This is a genomic window from Pseudomonas baetica (assembly GCF_019733355.1).
Taxonomy (GTDB): Bacteria; Pseudomonadota; Gammaproteobacteria; order Pseudomonadales; family Pseudomonadaceae; genus Aquipseudomonas; species Aquipseudomonas baetica_A.
The window spans coordinates 12,312-33,081 of the sequence record NZ_JAIHLQ010000004.1; the positions used below are offsets into that span (position 1 = coordinate 12,312).

Here is a 20,770-nt window from a genome sequence, read left to right on the forward strand (position 1 = left end):
CCAACGGCATGCTTCACCGCGTTCACAACTGCCCCGACCATAATTTAAAGAAGAGGGTTCAACCATGTTCGTGCACAAGACCGCACTGCTCAGTGCAATCACCACGGCCCTGCTGGCCAGCGCCAGCCTGCAAGCGGCAGAACCGCTGAAGGCTGTCGGCGCCGGCGAAGGGCAGTTGGATATCGTCGCCTGGCCGGGCTACATCGAACGTGGCGAAAGCGACAAGGCCTACGACTGGGTGAGCGGTTTCGAGCAGGAAACCGGCTGCAAGGTCAACGTGAAGACCGCCGCGACCTCTGACGAAATGGTCAGCCTGATGGCCAAGGGCGGTTACGACCTGGTCACCGCGTCGGGCGATGCTTCGCTGCGATTGATCGTCGGCAAGCGTGTGCAACCGATCAACACCGCGTTGATCCCGAACTGGAAGACCCTCGACCCACGCCTCAAAGATGCGCCGTGGTACGTGGTCAATAAACAGACCTACGGCACCCCGTATCAGTGGGGCCCGAACGTGCTGATGTACAACACCAACGTGTTCAAGACTGCGCCAACCAGTTGGAATGTGCTGTTCGCCGCGCAGGATTTGCCCGACGGCAAGCCGAACAAGGGTCGTGTGCAGGCCTATGACGGCCCGATCTACATCGCCGATGCGGCGCTGTATCTGAAATCGACCCGGCCTGAACTGGGCATCAAGGATCCGTATCAACTGACCGAGGCGCAGTACAAAGCCGTGCTGGATTTACTGCGGGCGCAGCAGCCGCTGATCCACCGCTACTGGCATGACACCACGGTGCAGATGAGCGATTTCAAAAACGAAGGCGTGGTCGCGTCGGGCGCCTGGCCGTATCAGGTCAACAGCCTGGTGAACGAGAAGCAGCCAATCGCTTCGACCATTCCGAAAGAAGGCGCCACCGGTTGGGCCGACACCACCATGTTGCACGCCGAGGCCAAACATCCCAACTGTGCATACAAGTGGATGGACTGGTCGCTGAAGCCCAAAGTCCAGGGTGATGTGGCGGCGTGGTTCGGCTCGTTGCCGGCGGTGCCAGCGGCGTGCAAGGAGAGCGAATTGCTCGGCGCCGAAGGTTGCAAGACCAACGGTTTCGACCAGTTCGACAAAATCGCCTTCTGGAAAACTCCGCAAGCTGAAGGCGGCAAGTTCGTGCCGTATAGCCGCTGGACGCAGGATTACATCGCGATCATGGGCGGTCGCTAGTCTTTGAATTGACGCCGCGCCCCCTGTGGGAGCGGCGGTGCGACTTGCTCGCGAAAGCGGTGTGTCAGCCAGCACCCATGCCGAATGATAGACCGCGTTCGCGAGCAAGCCCGCTCCCACATCGGGATCACCAACACCAGCAAACCGCAAAACGTTTCAGCTTTTTCAGAAGTCCAGGCAGGGCCGCTGCGACGGCTTTCGCCTTTTTGGAGCACCGCACCATGACACTTGCAGTCCAGTTCACCAACGTTTCCCGGCAGTTCGGCGAAGTGAAGGCCGTTGACCGGGTTTCCATCGATATCCAGGACGGCGAGTTCTTTTCCATGCTCGGCCCCTCCGGCTCGGGCAAAACCACCTGCCTGCGCCTGATCGCCGGGTTCGAGCAACCGAGCGCCGGTTCGATCTGCATCCACGGCGCCGAAGCGGCCGGTCTGCCGCCGTATCAACGTGATGTAAACACTGTATTTCAGGATTACGCACTGTTCCCGCACATGAACGTGCTGGATAACGTTGCCTACGGTTTGAAGGTCAAAGGCGTAGGCAAAGCCGAGCGCCATAAGCGCGCCGAAGAAACCTTGGACATGGTCGCCCTCGGCGGCTACGGCGCGCGTAAACCGGTGCAGTTGTCCGGTGGTCAACGACAGCGTGTCGCCCTGGCCCGCGCCTTGGTCAATCGCCCTCGCGTGCTGTTGCTTGATGAGCCACTCGGCGCACTCGACCTGAAACTGCGCGAACAGATGCAAAGCGAATTGAAAAAGCTGCAACGCCAACTCGGCATCACCTTCATCTTCGTGACCCACGATCAGACTGAAGCCCTGTCAATGTCCGACCGCGTCGCCGTGTTCAACAAGGGCCGCATCGAGCAGGTCGACACGCCGCGCAATCTGTACATGAAACCGACCACCACGTTTGTCGCCGAATTCGTTGGCACCTCGAACGTGATTCGTGGCGATCTGGCGCGCCAGCTCAGCGGCAACCCGCAGCCGTTTTCGATCCGTCCGGAACACGTGCGTTTCGCCGAGGGCCCGCTGGCCAGTCACGAAATAGAAGTCAGCGGTTTGCTCCACGACATCCAGTATCAAGGCAGCGCGACCCGTTATGAACTGACGCTGGAAAACGGCCAGACCCTGAGCATCAGCCACGCCAATAATCAGTGGATCGACAGCAGCGCGCAGCACCAGACCGGCCAGCGCTTGAGTGCGCGTTGGGCGCGTGAAGCGATGATTACGCTGCACGACACCGTTGCGAGCGGGGTGTGAGATGAGCACGCTCGCGACGACTCCATCGCCACCGTTGCGCAGGTTTTCCAACCTGCTCTATCGCAAGCCGAATCTGTACCTGTTGATGTTGCTGGTGCCACCGCTGCTGTGGTTCGGCGCGATCTATCTAGGCTCGCTGCTGGTGCTGCTGTGGCAGGGTTTCTATACCTTTGACGACTTCACCATGGCGGTGACGCCGGACCTGACGCTGGCGAATTTTGCGGCGCTGTTGCGGCCATCGAACTTCGACATCATTCTGCGCACGTTGAGCATGGCCATTGCCGTGTCGATGGCCAGCGCCCTCGTCGCGTTCCCGATTGCCTACTACATGGCGCGTTACACCACGGGCAAGACCAAAGCGTTTTTTTACATCGCGGTGATGATGCCGATGTGGGCCAGTTACATCGTCAAGGCCTACGCATGGACGCTGCTGCTGGCCAAGGGTGGCGTGGCGCAGTGGTTCGTTCAGCACTTGGGGCTGGAACCGGTGTTGCAGTTCATTCTGGGCATACCGGGCGTGGGCGGCAGCACCCTGTCGACCTCGCACCTGGGGCGGTTCATGGTCTTCGTCTACATCTGGCTGCCGTTCATGATCCTGCCGATTCAGGCCTCGCTGGAACGTCTGCCGCCGTCGCTGTTGCAAGCGTCTGCCGACCTTGGCGCCAAACCGCGCCAGACGTTTATGCAAGTGATTTTGCCGCTGTCGATTCCGGGGATTGCGGCGGGTTCGATCTTTACGTTTTCGCTGACGCTGGGCGATTTCATCGTGCCGCAACTGGTGGGCCCGCCGGGCTACTTCATCGGCAGCATGGTTTATGCGCAGCAAGGCGCGATTGGCAATATGCCGATGGCAGCGGCGTTCACTCTGGTGCCCATCGTTCTGATTGCGGTTTACCTGTCCATCGTCAAACGACTGGGGGCCTTCGATGCACTCTGAGCGCGCTTCACTGGGTCTGCGCATCGCCGCCTGGGGCGGGTTGGTGTTTCTGCACTTCCCGATCCTGATCATCTTCCTTTACGCCTTCAACACCGAAGAGGCCGCGTTCAGCTTTCCACCTAAGGGCTTCACCCTGCACTGGTTCAGCGTGGCGTTTTCGCGGCCGGACGTGCTGGAGGCCATCAAGCTATCGCTGCAGATTGCCGCCATCGCCACGTTGATCGCGATGGTGCTTGGCACGCTGGCTTCAGCGGCGCTGTACCGGCGTGATTTCTTCGGCAAACAGGGCATCTCGCTGATGCTGATCCTGCCGATTGCGCTGCCGGGGATCATCACCGGGATCGCGTTGCTAGCGACGTTCAAAACGCTGGGCATTGAGCCTGGGATGTTCACCATCATCGTCGGCCACGCGACCTTCTGCGTGGTGATCGTCTACAACAACGTCATTGCCCGCCTGCGCCGGACTTCGCACAGCTTGATCGAGGCCTCGATGGATCTGGGCGCCGACGGTTGGCAGACCTTCCGCTACATCATCCTGCCGAACCTCGGCTCGGCGTTGCTGGCCGGCGGCATGCTCGCGTTTGCGCTGTCGTTCGACGAAATCATCGTCACCACGTTCACCGCAGGGCATGAACGCACGCTGCCGTTGTGGTTGCTCAATCAACTGAGCCGGCCACGGGATGTGCCAGTGACCAACGTCGTCGCCATGCTGGTGATGATGGTGACCATGCTGCCGATCCTGGGTGCCTATTACCTGACCCGAGGTGGCGAAAGCGTGGCGGGGAGTGGCGGCAAGTAAACGTCCACCCCCTGTGGGTGCGGGCTTGCTCGCGAAGAGGCCAGCACATTCAACATTGATGTTGGCTGCCTTACTGCTTTCGCGAGCAAGCCCGCTCCCACCGTTGAACCCGGTTTCTTCTGAAAAATAACAATGGCTTCAAAGAGGACAAAAACATGCAAACCAAACTCTTGATCAACGGCCAACTGGTCAACGGCGAAGGCCCGGCGCAACCTGTGCTCAACCCTTCGCTCGGTGAAGTGCTGGTGGAGATCAACGAAGCCAGCGAAGCCCAGGTCGATGCTGCCGTGCGTGCCGCCGACAACGCCTTTGCCGAGTGGTCGCAAACCGCGCCGAAAGACCGCTCCTTGCTGCTGCTCAAACTCGCTGACGCCATCGAAGCCCACGGCGAAGAGTTGGCGAAACTCGAATCCGACAACTGCGGCAAACCCTACAGCGCCGCGCTGAATGACGAGATCCCGGCGATTGCCGACGTGTTCCGTTTCTTTGCCGGCGCCAGTCGTTGCATGAGCGGATCGGCCGGCGGTGAATACCTGCCCGGCCACACCTCAATGATCCGTCGCGACCCGGTCGGCGTAATCGCCTCCATCGCGCCGTGGAACTACCCGTTGATGATGGTCGCCTGGAAAATCGCCCCGGCACTGGCCGCCGGTAACACCGTGGTGCTCAAGCCGTCGGAACAAACCCCGCTGACCGCGTTACGCTTGGCCGAACTGGCGTCGGACATTTTCCCGGCCGGCGTACTCAATCTGGTGTTTGGTCGTGGGCCTACCGTTGGCAGTCCTTTGGTCACGCACCCGAAAGTGCGCATGGTTTCGTTGACTGGTTCCATCGCCACGGGTGCCAACATCATTTCCAGCACCGCCGACAGCGTCAAACGCCTGCACATGGAACTGGGCGGCAAGGCGCCGGTGATCATCTTCGACGACGCCGATATCGATGCGGCGGTTGAAGGCATCCGTACGTTCGGCTTTTACAACGCCGGGCAGGACTGCACCGCGGCCTGCCGGATCTACGCGCAGCAAGGCATTTATGACAAGTTTGTGGAGAAGCTCGGCGCGGCCGTCAGCAGCATCAAGTACGGTTTGCAGGATGATCCGTCCACCGAACTGGGGCCGCTGATCACTGCGCAACATCGCGACCGCGTCGCCGGTTTCGTCGAGCGTGCCGTCGCGCAACCGCACATCCGTTTGATCACGGGTGGCAAGTCTGTGGACGGCAATGGCTTCTTCTTCGAACCCACCGTGCTGGCCGATGCGCAGCAGGACGACGAAATCGTTCGCCGCGAAGTGTTCGGGCCGGTGGTGTCGGTGACCAAGTTCACTGATGAAGCGCAGGCGCTGGAGTGGGCCAACGATTCGGACTACGGCTTGGCGTCCTCTGTGTGGACTGCGGATGTAGGACGCGCGCATCGGATGTCCGCGCGGTTGCAGTACGGCTGCACCTGGGTCAACACGCATTTCATGCTGGTCAGCGAAATGCCTCACGGCGGTCAGAAATTGTCTGGCTACGGCAAGGACATGTCCATGTATGGGCTGGAGGACTACACCACGGTTCGGCATGTGATGTTCAAGCATTAAAGATCAAAAGCTTCGTGAGCAAGCCCACTCCCACAGGGAACGCATTCCAAATGTGGGAGTGAGCCTGCTGGCGATGGCGTCACCCCGGCTTCAAGGCAGAAACCGGCTCTACGCACCACCAGGACTCCAAAACAATAACTACCGAACCGGGCGGCGCTCCCAAAGCCCCGCCACGGCCTCGGCCATCCGAAATCTGCCGATTTCACGGAGCAAACACACATGAGTGCATCACCCGATCTCTCAGCCGCCGTTGCCGACAGCGATGCCGAACAACTGCGCCAACTGGGCTACACCTCCAACTTCAATCGCAGCATGAGCCTGTGGGAAAACTTCGCCCTGGGCTTCACTTATCTGTCACCGGTCGTAGGGGTTTATACCCTGTTCGGTCTGTGTCTGGCCGCAGGCGGGCCACCGATGTTCTGGGCCTACTTGCTGGTCGGTTGCGGTCAGTTGCTGGTGTGCCTGATCTTCGGCGAAGTGGTGTCGCAGTTCCCGATCTCTGGCGGCGTCTATCCATGGGCGCGCCGCTTGGTGGGCAAGAAATGGGCGTGGATGGTCGGCTGGATCTACTCCATCGCCCTGTGCGTGACCATTGCCGCCGTGGCGGTCGGCGCCGGCCCGTACCTGGCCGCCATGATGGGCTTTGAGCCAAACAACAACACCAACATCGTCATCGCTCTGGTGCTGACCCTGTTCGCCACACTGGTCAACCTCAGCGGCACCAAAGTGCTGGCGCGCATCGCCATGTTCGGCTTCCTCTGCGAACTGGTCGGCGCGGTGATCGTCGGCGTGTACCTGCTGATCTTCGAACGCCACCAGCCGCTCAGCGTGCTGTTCAACACCTTCGACATCAGCGTCGACGGCTCGTACCTGCCAGCCTTCCTCACTGCATCGCTGGCGGGGATGTTCCTCTACTACGGCTTCGAGGCCTGCGGCGACGTCGCCGAAGAAACCCCGAACCCGAGCAAGAAAATCCCGGTGGCCATGCGCATGACCATCTACATCGGCGGCATCGCAGCAATGTTCGCCTGCCTGGCGCTGATCCTCGCCGTACCGGACATGCAAGCGGTGATCAATGGCACCGACAAAGACCCGGTCACCACCATCCTAAGCAACGCCTTCGGCCCGGTCGGTTCGAAAGTGGTGATGGGCGTGGTGATGATTTCCTTCATCTCCTGCGTCATCAGCCTACAGGCCGCAGCGAGTCGCCTGCTGTACTCCTACGCTCGCGATGAAATGGTCATCGGCAGCCGACTGCTGAAAAAGCTTTCTCCTACGACCCAGGTGCCGGTGGCTGCACTGTTCGTGGCCGGCGTCCTGCCCGCCCTGATCATCGTCCTCGGCTTCTTCCTGCAAGACGCCGTGGCCACCATCGTCAGCTTCGCCGCCATCGGCATCTACCTCGCGTTCCAGATGATCGTGCTGGCCGCCCTGTATGCGCGGATGAAAGGCTGGAAACCCAGCGGCAAATTCACCCTCGGCGCGTGGGGCTGGCCGGTGAATATCGGCGCACTGGTGTATGGCGTTGGCGCGATCATCAACATGGCCTGGCCACGCACGCCGGATGCGGCTTGGTATGTGAACTATGCGATGGTGCTGAGCACCGCGATCGTGATTGGTTTGGGATTGGTTTACATGTGGATTGGCAAGCCGTATGACCATGGGAAGGCGCCGGCTGGGGATGCCTGGAAGGTGAGTCGCTAACGCTCGTATAACGCGATCAGTTGCCCTGCTCGCATTAATGTGTGCAGGGCTACTCAATTAGAACTCAGCGGTCTGGACAAGCTGAACTCAATACCTACACTGTTTGCACAAAATCTACAGGTTTGCCTTTTACATCCAGTACTCGAAACCATCCCTTCACACTCTGGATTGACCTGATAGCGAGCTGAATATGAGTTTCGTGCATGAAATCCGTCCCAGCATATAAAGGCTGCCCTTCCCAAAACGGAGAGCGTACGGAGTCATAAGGCTCCATCCCCGCCATCTCACGAAACACATGCAGTGCTTCGATGACTTGGCAGTCAAGACGTCGTAAATAATGGGTATTTACCTTGAGAGGTTGTCCGCCTTCTTGCTTGGAGGCATTTTCAAGGCCTACGTAACTCTCCCGAATTTCGAGTAACGCACTCTGCGTCGTGAAATCCAAACATCGGCCCAAATCAATAACAGCTCCCAACACAAAAGGCTGTTTGATCTTTTCCCTTTTCTGAGCGTTGGTCGCGAAGCTAAGCGCCCTTTGAGGATTATTTTCCCAAAAGTAGACGCCTCCACCGAGCCAGTCATAGTCGTTGGTGCTGTCATAGAGAGATTGTTCACCAGCCAGCACGCGCTCGCCAACTTCTCGCTCGCATCCATGGAAACCAAGTACAAAGGACGGGGAAATGCTATACATCAGTTCGCCGTAGCTTCTCCATTTACACGAGCAAAGAATGCACGGACTTTTTTAGGGTCTTTCAGCATTTCACTAGCAGATCGCCTAATACGCTGCGAGCCTTCAGAAGCAATTGGAAGCGGGCCACTATGCGAAGAAGCGATCACCCAAGCGGTTGCGCTCTGCTTGGCATCAGAATTTATCTGACAAAAAATCGCCTCCGCAGCAGCAGTGAGGGTAGCCGTTGCTGAAATTTTGGCGATCGCATGATCTAAAGATGGACCAAGCTGCGAATGGAGAATCGCACCTGATGAAATCCCTGCCACGGAGACTGGCCCAATCATCTTGTGAACATATTCGACATGAGGACGGCCCTCTGAACCGGTCACAACGACCAGCCCACGGCCTTCATCTTCAGACCCTTCAGGAGTCTCTTTGTCGAGATCTTTGAGCATTTCTTCCTCGATTCGAGCTACGGTTCGGCGCTCAAATGTTGATTAATTAATCGACAATATAGTCTCTGAAATTCACTACGTCACCCACACCGACGAGTTGTCAGATGATCTGCAGCCTTGGAAGCACCTATTTTTTTTCGAATGCGCTTTCTGACGCTGTTTTTGAACGCAATTTCGCTCGCCTTTGTTTGATGCAATTGATTGCATAACTCATCGGTCACTTTTCGGGTGTGCCTCCTTGAAAACATTTTGCCAGCTCCTGAACAAGCGGAAATTGGAAACCGAAAACTCGATCAACACGAAGAAACCTGCAGTTCATTCCGTGGATCCGAATAGATAAGGGAAAAGCTACGGCTTAGGCGGTCGGTTGCTGGTGGCACTGCAAAATCAGGCATTTCCTACAGGCGCCGCCTTCAGAGACAAGCCCGCTTTCCTACGGCAGGTGTCGACAGAGCCGACTTGGCGTCTTGGGTGGCTAGCCGATAGGCTTTCTCTCGGCAGCGAAATCAGCAGCCCGGTGTCGGAGCCGGAATAAATATCAACACGGCGTGACCGCACTCATTTGAGTGGCGGCTCTATTCTCAATATTGGAGTCGAAAAATGCCTGACCACGTACAAACTCCTTCTGAAAGCTCCGCTTTCTTCACCCCCACCGTCTTCACCCGCCACAACCGCTTCCTCCACGCATTCATGCAAGACCACGAAGCCTGGTTCTGTGTTCAGGATCTCGGTCGCCTGATGGGCTATCCGCTGAACGAACGCCTCACTCTGAAACTCGATCCCGACCAGCGTCGCAACGTCCTCATGCGCAAGGACGGCGAAATCGTCGATTGCGCGACGGTCAGCGAGTCCGGCCTGTACGCCCTGCTCGTCCATCACTTCGTGCCGGAAAACCGCAATCTGCGCCAATGGCTGAGCCATGAAGTGATTCCGATGTTGCGCGAAACCACGCGGTACCTGTGGATAACTGCCCAAGCCTGAGTTCGGTTAACTGGGCTGGGGTCACCGTCCCTCTGCTTCACTGGCAACAGCAGGCGTGGGTCAAATGGCGTGACGTGCCGGAGTTGATGCACGGCCAGCAGCCGTATCCGGTTTTGGGAACCTGTAGCTGAAGTCCATCCAAAAAACTGTGGCGAGGGCGCTTGCTCCCCTCGCCACAGGTTTACTCCGCAAGTTGATTGATCTGCACACCGTGAAAGCCAAATGGCTCGCACAGTCGCTTTCCCAGGATTAAAACCGCGAAACACTCCTCATCGCATCCACCAGATACCGCATCGCGATCCGGTCGCTCTCCGAGAGCTCCCGATAACGCTCCAACAGTTTCAACTCATCAGAGCTGAGCCTACGCCTTTTGCGACCGCTGCCGAGGCAGGGAAAGATGCCCAACATGTCGGTGATGCCTTGTATTTTTGCCATGGACGATGTCCTTCTCTAATACGTCAAAGAACTGCTCAACCACCACATCGCCCTGCCCCTTTCAGCAGCGTCGTGTGCCCCACCGGTCTGAAGGTTCGCGACCGGTCATGTCCATAGCATAGAAATTTAATCGGCGCTGAAAAGGGCTTTTTAGAGTAATTAGTCGAAAAAAGCAGATATGCCCTGTAAATCAGAAAGTGCCGTCGGAAAAAATACCGACATGTCTTGTTTCATTGCCAGACTGAGCCTCGTAATCAATCATTTTTGCTCGACAATCGAACGGTTTAAGCTAGCCGGCATCTGTTTATAGTCCGTTGCGTTTGGCCGAAGGCTTGTCCGAACCGTACTTTCTGATCCAGCACGTGCCAGGAACGGCGCGGGATTGCACACGACAGGTTGTATTTATGCACCGCAGGAATTTGCTCAAAGCGTCCATGGCCATTGCGGCTTACACCGGTCTTTCAGCCTCAGGCCTGCTGGCGGCGAATGCCTGGGCCGCCAACGGTGACGTCGCTGATGGCGACGCACAAGCCTTCGATTTCGAAGCCCTGAAGCGCAAGGCCAAACAACTGGCCGGCAGTGCCTATCAGGACACCAAACAGGTGCTGCCGCCGACGCTGGCGACCATGACCCCGCAAAACTTCAACGCGATCCGCTACGACGGCGAGCATTCGTTGTGGAAGGAGAACAAGGGTCAACTGGACGTGCAGTTCTTCCACGTCGGCATGGGTTTTCGCCAACCGGTGCGCATGTACAGCGTTGATCCGAAGACCCGTACCGCCCGCGAGGTGCATTTCCGCCCGGCGCTGTTCAACTACGAAAACACTTCGGTCGACACTCAGCAACTCAAGGGCGATTTGGGTTTTGCCGGTTTCAAGCTGTTCAAGGCGCCGGAACTGGATCGTCATGACGTGGTGTCGTTCCTCGGTGCCAGTTACTTTCGTGCGGTGGATGCCTCTGGCCAATATGGCCTCTCGGCGCGTGGTCTGGCGATCGACACCTATGCCAAGAAGCGCGAAGAATTCCCTGACTTCACCCAGTTCTGGTTCGAGACGCCGGATCATAACGCCACGCGTTTTGTGGTTTATGCCCTGCTCGACTCGCCGAGCGCGACCGGCGCCTATCGCTTCGACATCGATTGCCAGGCCGAACGCGTGGTGATGGAAATCGACGCGCACATCAATGCACGCACGGCCATCGAACAACTGGGCATTTCGCCGATGACCAGCATGTTCAGTTGCGGCACCCACGAGCGCCGCATGTGCGACACCATCCACCCGCAAATCCATGATTCGGATCGCCTGGCGATGTGGCGCGGCAACGGCGAGTGGGTCTGCCGTCCGCTGAACAACCCGGCGACGCTGCAGTTCAACGCATTTGCCGACACGGACCCTAAAGGTTTTGGTCTGGTACAAACCGACCATGAATTCGCCAACTATCAGGACACCGTCGACTGGTACAGCAAACGTCCGAGCCTGTGGGTCGAACCGACGACCGCGTGGGGCGAAGGCTCTATCGATCTGTTGGAAATTCCTACCACCGGCGAGACCCTCGACAACATCGTCGCGTTCTGGACGCCGAAGAAACCGGTGGCCGCCGGTGATTCGCTGAACTATGGCTACAAGCTCTACTGGAGTGCCCTGCCACCGGTCAGCACGCCGTTGGCGCGAGTGCAGGCGACCCGTTCCGGGATGGGCGGCTTCACTGAAGGCTGGGCACCGGGCGAGCATTATCCGCCGGTCTGGGCGCGCCGCTTCGCCGTGGATTTCACTGGTGGCGGTCTGGATCGCCTGCCGCAGGGCACCGGGATCGAACCGGTGATCACCTGCTCCAACGGCAAGGTGCAGGACTTCAGCGTGCTGGTGCTGGATGACATCAAGGGTTACCGGATCCTGTTCGACTGGTACCCGACCAATGACGGCGTGGAGCCCGTGGAGTTTCGGTTGTTCATTCGCACCAATGACCGCACGTTGAGTGAGACCTGGCTGTACCAGTACTTCCCGCCGGCGCCGGACAAGCGTAAGTATCCTTGATGGATTGAGGTGCCTTTTCGGGCCTCTTCGCGGGTAAGCCCGCTCCCGCGTTGGACCGGTGTCGGTCACACATTCGACAATCGACCGAGATCAACCGAGGGAGCAAGCTTGCTCGCGAAGGCGCCAGCACAGGCAAAACAGCCATCTACAGAAAAAACAAAGCCCCGACCATCACTGGCCGGGGCTTTTTGCATTTCAGCGCGTCATTCAATCGCGCAAATCAGACTCATGAATCGGCTGATCACGATGGGTCGCACGCTGATACTGCGCCGGCCACACCGCTTTGCGTCCGCCCAGATCATCATCGGCGTGCAACGGCCAGTACGGATCACGCAGCAACTCGCGGGCGAGGAAGATGATGTCGGCCTGGCAGGTACGCAGAATGTGCTCGGCCTGCGCAGGTTCGGTAATCATTCCCACAGTGCCAGTGGCGATGGCTGACTCTTTACGCACGCGTTCGGCGAAGCGCGTCTGATAACCCGGCCCGACAGGAATCTCGGCGTTGGCTGCCGTGCCACCCGAGGAAACGTCGATCAGGTCCACACCCAATGCTTTCAGACGCCGCGCCAGCTCAACGGTTTCGTCAGGGTTCCAGCCGTCCTCAACCCAGTCGGTGGCCGACACACGGACGAACACCGGCAACTGCTCCGGCCAAACGTTCCTCACTGCTTCGGTGACTTGCAGCACCAGACGAATCCGGTTTTCGAACGAGCCTCCGTACTGATCCCGCCGTTGATTACTCAGCGGCGACAGAAACTGGTGCAGCAGATAACCGTGCGCCGCGTGAACCTCAACCACACTGAAACCCGCCGTCAGCGAGCGTTTCGCTGCGTCGACAAAGGCTTGGATAACCTCGGCGATCTGCCCTTCATCGAGCTGTTTGGGTTGCGTGTGCTGCGGATCAAAGGCAATCGGCGACGGCCCGACCGGTGTCCAGCCGCCATCATCCGGTTTGACGCTGCCGTGCTGGCCGATCCATGGTCGATGGGTGCTGGCCTTGCGCCCGGCGTGGGCCAGTTGAATGCCGGCGACTGCGCCCTGCGAGGTGATGAAACGAGTGATGCGTTGCAGTGGTTCGATCTGTTCGTCATTCCACAAACCAAGGTCTTGGGCGGTGATCCGACCGTCGGCCGTCACCGCCGTGGCTTCGGTGAACACCAGGCCGGCACCACCCACGGCGCGACTGCCGAGGTGCACCAAATGCCAGTCGTTGGCCAGACCGTCGACGCTGGAGTATTGGCACATGGGCGACACGGCGATGCGATTGGGCAGGGTCAGTTGGCGCAGAGTAAAGGGTTCAAGCAGCAGACTCATGGGGCACCTCTCAAATCAGTGGGCAGGCTCCAGGGTTCTGTTTGAATAGTCGTCGAGTGACAGGAAAAGGTGCAGCACCCGCCCCCGCGGGCAAAAAATTCGACAAGACGTCACAAGGCCAATCAAGCAGTGCTTAGAGCCTAGTCGACAACCGGGGATGAGGGAGGGTTCAGAGTCATTCTGTGTGGGAAAGTCCGCCTTCGCGAGCAAGCTCGCTCCCACCAGGACAACACCGGGCCTGTGGGAGCGAGTTTGCTCGCGACGGGGTCAGCGCGGTTCGATGTGGGCAATCATCAGTTGCACGGTCTCATTACCACGAAACTCGTTAACGTCGAGCTTGTAAGCCAGTTCGACCCATTTGATCGTCGGATTCGGCCAGATGTCGCGGTCGATACCGAAGGCGATGCCGTCGAGTTTCACCGAGCCGCACTCGCTTTTCAGTACCACTTTCAAGTGTCGCTCACCGACGACCCGCTGCTCGACCAACTGGAATACACCGTGAAACAGCGGCTCCGGAAAGTGCTGGCCCCAAGGCCCGGCATGGCGCAGGGCGCGGGCCAACTCAAGGTGGAATTCTTCAACCGCCAGCGTGCCGTCCGACAACATGCGCCCGGTGAGGTCTTCTTCGCGAAGTTGCCTACGCACTTCGGCGTCAAATGCCTCGGCGAACAACGGAAAATTCTCCTGCGGCAAGGTCAGGCCGGCTGCCATTGCGTGGCCACCGTATTTGGCAATCAGGTTCGGATGCTGCGCCGCGACCACGCTCAAGGCATCACGAATATGGAAGCCTTGCACTGAACGTCCCGAGCCCTTGAGCAAACCATCGCCAGCCTCAGCGAAGGCGATGGTCGGACGGAAATAACGCTCTTTCATCCGTGAGGCGAGGATGCCGATGACGCCCTGGTGCCACTCCGGATCAAACAGGCACAGACCGAACGGCATTGATTCAACGGGCAAGTCCTTCAACTGGGCCAGCGCTTCGCGCTGCATGCCTTGCTCGATGGTTTTGCGATCCTGGTTCATGCCGTCCAGTTGCGCGGCCATTTCGCGGGCCATGTTGGCGTCGGCGGTGAGCAGGCATTCGATGCCCAGGCTCATGTCATCCAAGCGCCCGGCGGCGTTCAGGCGCGGGCCGACGATGAAACCCAGATCCGTGGAGGTGATGCGAGCCGCGTCACGCTTGGCCACTTCGAGGATCGCTTTGATACCCGGCCGCGCACGCCCGGCACGAATCCGCTCCAGCCCCTGATGCACCAGAATCCGGTTGTTGGCGTCCAGCGGCACCACGTCGGCGACGCTGCCCAACGCGACCAGATCAAGCAATTCGCCGATGTTCGGCTGCGGCTTGCTTTCGTACCAGCCGACGCTGCGCAGGCGCGCGCGCAACGCCATCAACACATAGAAAATCACCCCGACACCGGCCAGCGCCTTGCTCGGGAACTCGCAGCCTGGCTGGTTGGGATTGACCAGCGCATCGGCCTGCGGCAGTTCATCGCCGGGCAAGTGGTGATCGGTGATCAGCACTTTGAGCCCATGACGCTTGGCAGCGGCAACGCCTTCAACGCTGGAAATGCCGTTGTCGACGGTGATCAGCAACTGCGGTTCGCGAGTCATGGCAACTTCGACGATTTCCGGGGTCAGGCCGTAACCGTATTCAAAGCGGTTGGGGACCAGGTAATCGACGTGAGCGGCGCCCAGCAGTCGCAACCCGAGCATACCCACCGTGCTGGCCGTGGCGCCGTCCGCGTCGAAATCACCGACGATGAGGATGCGCTGGCGTTGCTCCAGCGCTGTCACCAGCAGATCGACTGCCGCATCGATGCCCTTGAGTTGCTGGAACGGAATCAACCGCGCCAGGCTCTTGTCCAGTTGCGCCTCGGATTGCACGCCCCGCGCCGCATACAAGCGGGTCAGCAGCGGCGGCAGGTCACCGAGAAAGGGCAGAGTGGCAGGCAGTTGACGAGGTTCGATACGCATGGGGTAACGGAGACTTCTCTTGAATACGTGGGATTAATCAGATGACAACGCAGGATCAGCCGCGCTCACCTTGCAGCCATTGCAACTGGACTTCGTGTTGACCGCGATCGTCGGTGACGAAGATCGTCCCTTCGCTGATCATCACGTCCCACTTGATGACGCGGGGCATGTCCTTGGCCAGGGTTTCCAGCACTTCTTGCGGGACGGCGGCAATGTTGACGTTTTTAAGGTTCTTGATCGCCGGGATCACCTTGGTTTCCCACACGCGCAGGCTGCCGTAGGCCAGCAGGCTGGTACGTTCAGTGCGACGCGAGCACCAGGTCAAACGGTCGGCGTCGGGCTGGCCGACTTCGATCCAGTGCAGAACACGATCGTCCAGGCTCTTTTCCCACAGCGCAGGTTCATCCACGTCTGACAGACCACGGCCAAACGACAACTGCTCGTTGTACCAGAGGGCGTAGGCCAGCAGCCGCACAGTCATGCGCTCTTCGGTTTCCGAAGGGTGACGGGCGATGGTCTGCTTGACGCTCTCGTAGACGCTGCGGTCGAGGTCGGTGAGGTTCAGTTCAAACTTGTAAGTGGTCGAAGGCTGGGCCATGAACGGGCTTCTTGATACGAGGAAAGTCGGCAAGTCTAACCGATGCGGTAGGCAATCATCGAATTGATGGCGATCAACCTGCGGCGCCTGACAGCCGGCTATGCTAAAACGCTGTATCCGCTCAACCTTGTCCTACAGGATTCAGCATGCCGTTTACCAACAAGCCGCTCAGCGGCGTGAAAGTCATCGAACTGGGTACATTGATTGCCGGGCCGTTTGCCTCGCGCATTTGCGGCGAGTTCGGTGCCGAAGTCATCAAGATCGAATCGCCGGACGGCGGTGATCCGTTGCGCAAATGGCGAAAATTGTACGAGGGCACCTCGTTGTGGTGGTTCGTTCAGGCGCGCAACAAGAAGTCGCTGACGCTCAACCTCAAGCATCCCGATGGCTTGGCGATCCTGAAAAAACTGCTCAGTGAAGCCGACATCCTGATCGAGAACTTTCGCCCCGGGGTGTTGGAAAAACTCGGTCTGAGCTGGGAAACCCTACACGCGTTGAACCCGAAACTGGTGATGGTGCGCCTCTCCGGCTTCGGCCAGACCGGGCCGATGAAGGATCAGCCGGGGTTCGGCGCTGTCGGCGAATCCATGGGGGGGTTGCGCTACATCACCGGTTTCGAGGATCGGCCGCCGGTGCGTACCGGCATCTCCATCGGCGACTCGATTGCCGCGCTGTGGGGCGTGATCGGCGCGCTGATGGCGCTGCGTCATCGTGAGGTCAACGGCGGGCTCGGCCAAGTGGTCGATGTGGCGCTGTACGAAGCGATCTTCGCCATGATGGAAAGCATGGTGCCGGAGTTCGATGTGTTCGGTTTTATCCGTGAACGCACCGGCAACATCATGCCCGGCATCACGCCGTCGTCGATCCACACCAGCGCCGACGGCAAGCATGTGCAGATCGGCGCCAATGGCGATGCAATCTTCAAGCGCTTCATGCTGATCATCGGCCGTGAAGATCTGGCCAATGACCCGACACTGGCCAGCAACGACGGTCGCGACAATCGCCGCGACGAGTTGTATGGCGTGATCGATCGCTGGGTCAATTCGCTGCCGCTGCAAGCGGTGCTCGACCTGCTCAATCAGGCTGACGTACCGGTCAGCCGGATCTTCAGTGCCGAAGACATGTTCAGTGATCCGCAGTACCTGGCTCGGGAAATGTTCCTGTCTGCCAAGCTGCCGGACGGCAAACCCTTCAAGATGCCGGGTATCGTGCCCAAACTCTCAGAGACACCGGGCTCCTCCGAATGGGTCGGACCGCAGCTCGGTGAACACAATGCGCAGGTACTCCACGATCTTGGCTATGACGAAAAACAGATTATCCAACTGCGCGAAGACGGAGCCATTTAAGCTGAAGCACCGACAGGCATCGGACGCCAACCGCTCCCACCACGGATGGACCTGGCGCCTGTTCGGTCTGTTGTTTCTACTGACCCTGCCCGCTTGGGCGCAGGCAAAACCTACGCTGATCTGGTTACTGCGCGACTTGCCACCGATGACCATTTTCGAAGGTCCGAAAAAGGGCCAGGGGGTGATCGATCAGTTGCTGCCGATGCTGATCGCTGGCATGCCGCAATACGAACATACGCTGATGCGGGTCAATCGCGCCCGTGGCTTGCAGATGCTCCATGACAACCCTTTCGCCTGTGACCCCGCGCTGATATGGAACCAGGTACGCGCGCAGTCGGTTGCGTATTCGATCCCTGCGATTCGCGCGGTGAGTAATGGTCTGGTGGTCCGTCAGCAGGATCGGGCGGTGCTTGAACCCTATCTGGTGAATGGCGAGGTTGATCTGTCTGCGCTGCTCGCTAATGGCAACAGGAAGGTCGGCGTTGTCGCCGAACGCAGCTACGGCGAGTTTCTCGACACTATCCTGCATCAAGCGCCCAGCGGCGCGCTGACTGCGCATTACGGCAATGATGCGCTGGCCAATCTGCTGTCGATGCAGCGTCTTGGCCGGTTGCAGGTGGTGCTGGGTTACTGGCCGGAAATCCGCTATCAGGCGAAACAGGCGCAGATTGCCGAAGATGAGCTGGAGTTTTATCCGATCCAGGGCGCCGGAAAATATCTCTCAGGTTATGTCGCCTGTTCCGACACCACGATGGGGCGTCAGGCCATCAGCGAGATCAACCAACTGCTGCGCACCCTGCCCCACGAACATCTCAATCGGCTGTACGCCGCGTGGCTTGACCCCAAGCAACAGGCCGATTATCTGGAACAGGCACGGCTGTTCTTCGAACAGCAGGCCGCGCAGTAAACGGCGGACAAAAGAAACCCCGAGAAGTGGGGAGACGACTCGGGGTTAAACGTGGCCCGTAATAAAGACCAGTAGCAGCAAGCGACAAACACCGGAGCACAATGCTTGATCCTGCTGTTACGAGGTCTGACTGACAGAGATGCAGGAAGTTTCCCACAAGAGACGTTTCATTTTCAGAGCGCCGCACGCTTGTCCAGCGCCGCATTGCGCAAGGCCGCGATCACGCAGGGCTCCAGTCGCCCTTCGGCAATCAGGACGTCACGGTGCAAGCCATCGACGACATCAGTCAACTGACGCTTGTCGGTCAGTTGTGCCTGATTGAATGGGCGTTCCACGACAATGGCGCCGCTGCTGTTCTTCAAGGTCACCAGGCATTCACCCTGGGCACCGCTTGGAGACAACGAAACCTGATACGGGCTCAGAGCCTCACCGAGCAATAGACTGATACTTTCCATCTCGATCTCCACTCAATAGTCCGAAAACATTGTGTCTGGGGCGTGTCCACAGTAAATGACCACCGGCCCGAGAAGAAAGTTCTGCATGCCGGTCGCAAGCACTCCAGCGTCACCGGTCTGTCAGAGCATGCACGGTGAAGATGACAGAAAAATAACCGTGCCCTTCAGACCCCGACAGGCTGCGAAGCAGCGATCAGGTAGCCATCCAGCAAACCTCTCATCAGCACTGCCGAGACCGGCGTTTGCAAGCGCCCCAATAATCGCAACCGATGCTCGCGCAGCAACGGCTCGAGATCGCTCAGCAGACTCGGCGCGACCGCCCCCAGCAGGATCAGCGCACGGGCTTCACGCTGTACCGCCAAATGCTGAATCAGAGCCAGGCCATCGCCGCCCTTGAGTTGCGGATCGCAAATGGCAATATCGACCACGCCGCGGTGGCCCAGTGAACACAGGGCCGACGCCAGGGACGGTGCGGTCAGTACGTCATAGATGCCGATGGCATTAAGCATTTGATGCAATGCCATCAACTGAAACGGATTGGGTTCAAGAATCAGAACTTTGAGCGAGCGCATGGGCGACCTCCGGAACGACAATCGCGGACTCTCACCGCAGTTGTCGCTCACTCTAGGGCAGCCGTCTTAAGCCTCCCATAGGAAAAGTAGCCGCGTCTTATAGGAAGTTTCCCATCTTCACTGCAGACATCGGCACCCGCTGTCCGTCCTACGCTGAGTGATGTCAGTCCAGCCGCCCAGCAGCCCACGCAACTGGCCGTCGGCACTGTAGAACGGCACGGTCCACTGATAGACCTCGCGCAGGCCATTCTTGAATTGCAGTTGGCGTTTACTGAAGCGCGACTTGCGTGTGCTCAGTTGCACCATGAACTCGTCGTGCAGCATCAGGGCGGTCGCTTCGGGCAACACATCGATCTCGATCAGCAAACGCCCCTGCACCTGATCCAGCCGAACCGAAAGAGCCTCCTCGTAGCTGCGGTTGCACATGATCAGTCGCCCGTGCAGATCTCGGACAAACATCGGATCAGGCATGGAATCAATCAGCGCGCGCTGAAACGCCAGTTGATCGCCCAGCACCTTTTCCGCCTCGCTTCGCTGTTTGATCACCGCCGTCAGGCGCCGATTCCATACCAGCGACAGCAGGCCGAAAACACCCAGCCCCCCCATCGCCCAGCAGCCCCATTTGATCATCCGCTGCCACACCGACGGTATGGGCGCCGGCGAAATGCCCTCCAGCCATTTGAGGCGAATGGCGCGTAACTCGGCAGGGGGGAACGCCTCCAATGCCTTGTTGAGAATACTCAAAAGTTCCGGCATGCCCTTGCGTACCGCCAGATGATCAGCCTCCCATTTGCCTTCCACCAGTGCACCGACCTTGAGCAACCCCAACGGATAGAGCTGTGCACCGATCTCGTTTTCGATCGTCGCGTAGGCCTCGCCGCTCTCGACCAATGCCCGTGCTTCGGCGTAGGTTTTGACCGAGCGGATTTCGATTGAAGGGTAATCACGTCGGATCACGTCTTCCAGTGCATGCCTGGCGGGCAGCACCACCACTCGCTTGGCCAGTTGCTCCAGGGACTCTACCGAGGGCACTCCGGCGCGCCCGACAAATACCCAGCCCGCGCCGCCGAATGCGTGACTGAAATCAAGAAACGCCTTGCGTTCGTCGCTTACGGCCAGCGTTGTGCTGATGTCCGCCGCCCCGCTCTCGAGGCGCTCAAGCATGTGATCCGTGGAAAACGACTCATGATGCACAAACTGCAGCCCGGTCATCGCCGTGACGCGTTTGAGCACATCGTTGTTCAAGCCGCTCCACTGACCATGCTCATCCTGGAACAGATACAACGGGTACTGCACCGACGCGACCGTCACCGTGGGGTTGTCGCGAATCCACTGGCGCTCATGTGCATCCAGTTCGATGGGCTGAACGTTGAGGCCCACGTCATCATCATGCAGCGCCAATTGCGCGGCCACACTGCCGTGCATCACTCCCAGCAATCCGAACAAGCACAACCAGCCCAGTGCCGGTTTCAAACCTCTATAAAACAGCATTGCCACTTCCTTCGTGATCGACTCACCCGTCCTTCGAGGGT

At 58.8% G+C, this 20,770-nt stretch carries 18 protein-coding genes and 1 pseudogene; 10 read left to right on the forward strand and 9 right to left on the reverse strand.

The genetic code is table 11. From position 1 onward, the window contains the following. Positions 1 to 64: 64 nt before the first annotated feature. The 6 genes from ydcS to K5E40_RS04770 all read left to right on the forward strand — a co-directional run bounded on the left by ydcS (position 65) and on the right by K5E40_RS04770 (position 7,495). The gene (gene ydcS / locus K5E40_RS04745; protein WP_221729867.1) at positions 65 to 1,216 is read left to right on the forward strand and encodes a putative ABC transporter substrate-binding protein YdcS; all 1,152 of its coding nucleotides are present in this window, start codon (positions 65 to 67) and stop codon (positions 1,214 to 1,216) included. Between the two features lie 221 nt (positions 1,217 to 1,437). Continuing rightward, positions 1,438 to 2,475, forward strand: a complete 1,038-nt coding sequence (locus tag K5E40_RS04750; protein WP_221729868.1) for an ABC transporter ATP-binding protein — start codon at positions 1,438 to 1,440, stop codon at positions 2,473 to 2,475. Position 2,476: 1 nt separating this feature from the next. Then, positions 2,477 to 3,412 carry an ABC transporter permease gene (locus K5E40_RS04755; protein ID WP_221729869.1) on the forward strand — a complete coding sequence of 312 codons (936 nt, stop codon included), beginning with the start codon at positions 2,477 to 2,479 and terminating at the stop codon, positions 3,410 to 3,412. Next, complete coding sequence (locus K5E40_RS04760; RefSeq protein WP_003222021.1) at positions 3,402 to 4,211, forward strand: ABC transporter permease; 810 nt, start codon at positions 3,402 to 3,404, stop codon at positions 4,209 to 4,211. Before K5E40_RS04755 ends, K5E40_RS04760 begins: the two co-directional genes overlap by 11 nt. Positions 4,212 to 4,366: 155 nt before the next feature. After that, complete coding sequence (locus K5E40_RS04765) at positions 4,367 to 5,791, forward strand: gamma-aminobutyraldehyde dehydrogenase (protein WP_221729870.1); 1,425 nt, start codon at positions 4,367 to 4,369, stop codon at positions 5,789 to 5,791. A 219-nt stretch (positions 5,792 to 6,010) separates the two neighbouring features. Next, on the forward strand, positions 6,011 to 7,495 hold the full coding sequence (locus K5E40_RS04770; protein WP_221729871.1) for an APC family permease: 1,485 nt from the start codon (positions 6,011 to 6,013) through the stop codon (positions 7,493 to 7,495). A gap of 94 nt (positions 7,496 to 7,589) precedes the next feature. Here the strand turns inward: K5E40_RS04770 and K5E40_RS04775 are convergent, their stop codons facing one another. Continuing rightward, positions 7,590 to 8,186, reverse strand: coding sequence for a hypothetical protein (locus K5E40_RS04775; RefSeq protein WP_221729872.1), 597 nt, complete (start codon positions 8,184 to 8,186; stop codon positions 7,590 to 7,592). Beyond that, positions 8,186 to 8,620, reverse strand: coding sequence for a hypothetical protein (locus tag K5E40_RS04780; RefSeq protein WP_221729873.1), 435 nt, complete (start codon positions 8,618 to 8,620; stop codon positions 8,186 to 8,188). The genes K5E40_RS04775 and K5E40_RS04780 overlap by 1 nt, the downstream gene beginning before the upstream one ends. 600 nt (positions 8,621 to 9,220) lie before the next feature. Here K5E40_RS04780 and K5E40_RS04785 point away from each other — a divergent pair. Continuing rightward, positions 9,221 to 9,732 (forward strand): annotated as a pseudogene (locus K5E40_RS04785) (Bro-N domain-containing protein). A 118-nt stretch (positions 9,733 to 9,850) separates the two neighbouring features. On the opposite strand, the gene K5E40_RS04790 reads toward K5E40_RS04785, so the two are convergent. Next, positions 9,851 to 10,036, reverse strand: a complete 186-nt coding sequence (locus tag K5E40_RS04790; RefSeq protein ID WP_221729874.1) for a hypothetical protein — start codon at positions 10,034 to 10,036, stop codon at positions 9,851 to 9,853. A gap of 404 nt (positions 10,037 to 10,440) precedes the next feature. Here K5E40_RS04790 and K5E40_RS04795 point away from each other — a divergent pair, with 404 nt between their 5' ends. Further along, positions 10,441 to 12,069, forward strand: a complete 1,629-nt coding sequence (locus K5E40_RS04795; protein ID WP_221729875.1) for a glucan biosynthesis protein D — start codon at positions 10,441 to 10,443, stop codon at positions 12,067 to 12,069. Positions 12,070 to 12,276: 207 nt separating this feature from the next. Here the strand turns inward: K5E40_RS04795 and K5E40_RS04800 are convergent, their stop codons facing one another. The 3 genes from K5E40_RS04800 to K5E40_RS04810 form a co-directional block, all read right to left on the reverse strand. Beyond that, positions 12,277 to 13,383, reverse strand: a complete 1,107-nt coding sequence (locus tag K5E40_RS04800) for an NADH:flavin oxidoreductase/NADH oxidase (RefSeq protein WP_221729876.1) — start codon at positions 13,381 to 13,383, stop codon at positions 12,277 to 12,279. A gap of 267 nt (positions 13,384 to 13,650) precedes the next feature. Next, on the reverse strand, positions 13,651 to 15,360 hold the full coding sequence (gene recJ, locus K5E40_RS04805) for a single-stranded-DNA-specific exonuclease RecJ (RefSeq protein ID WP_221729877.1): 1,710 nt from the start codon (positions 15,358 to 15,360) through the stop codon (positions 13,651 to 13,653). A 55-nt stretch (positions 15,361 to 15,415) separates the two neighbouring features. Further along, entirely contained in the window at positions 15,416 to 15,958 is a 543-nt protein-coding gene (locus tag K5E40_RS04810; RefSeq protein ID WP_007908961.1) for a YaeQ family protein, read from the reverse strand. A 146-nt stretch (positions 15,959 to 16,104) separates the two neighbouring features. Here K5E40_RS04810 and K5E40_RS04815 point away from each other — a divergent pair, with 146 nt between their 5' ends. After that, complete coding sequence (locus K5E40_RS04815; protein WP_221729878.1) at positions 16,105 to 17,304, forward strand: CaiB/BaiF CoA-transferase family protein; 1,200 nt, start codon at positions 16,105 to 16,107, stop codon at positions 17,302 to 17,304. Further along, positions 17,258 to 18,211: a TIGR02285 family protein gene (locus K5E40_RS04820; protein WP_221729879.1), complete on the forward strand. Its 954-nt coding sequence runs from the start codon at positions 17,258 to 17,260 to the stop codon at positions 18,209 to 18,211. The genes K5E40_RS04815 and K5E40_RS04820 overlap by 47 nt, the downstream gene beginning before the upstream one ends. 173 nt (positions 18,212 to 18,384) lie before the next feature. Here the strand turns inward: K5E40_RS04820 and K5E40_RS04825 are convergent, their stop codons facing one another. The 3 genes from K5E40_RS04825 to K5E40_RS04835 all read right to left on the reverse strand — a co-directional run bounded on the left by K5E40_RS04825 (position 18,385) and on the right by K5E40_RS04835 (position 20,729). Then, entirely contained in the window at positions 18,385 to 18,666 is a 282-nt protein-coding gene (locus K5E40_RS04825; protein ID WP_221729880.1) for a DUF3509 domain-containing protein, read from the reverse strand. Between the two features lie 164 nt (positions 18,667 to 18,830). After that, positions 18,831 to 19,238, reverse strand: a complete 408-nt coding sequence (locus tag K5E40_RS04830; protein WP_221729881.1) for a response regulator — start codon at positions 19,236 to 19,238, stop codon at positions 18,831 to 18,833. 117 nt (positions 19,239 to 19,355) lie between these two features. Continuing rightward, a complete protein-coding gene (locus K5E40_RS04835) occupies positions 19,356 to 20,729 on the reverse strand; it encodes a transporter substrate-binding domain-containing protein (protein WP_221729882.1) in 1,374 nt (457 codons plus the stop codon). Between the last annotated feature and the right edge of the window lie 41 nt (positions 20,730 to 20,770).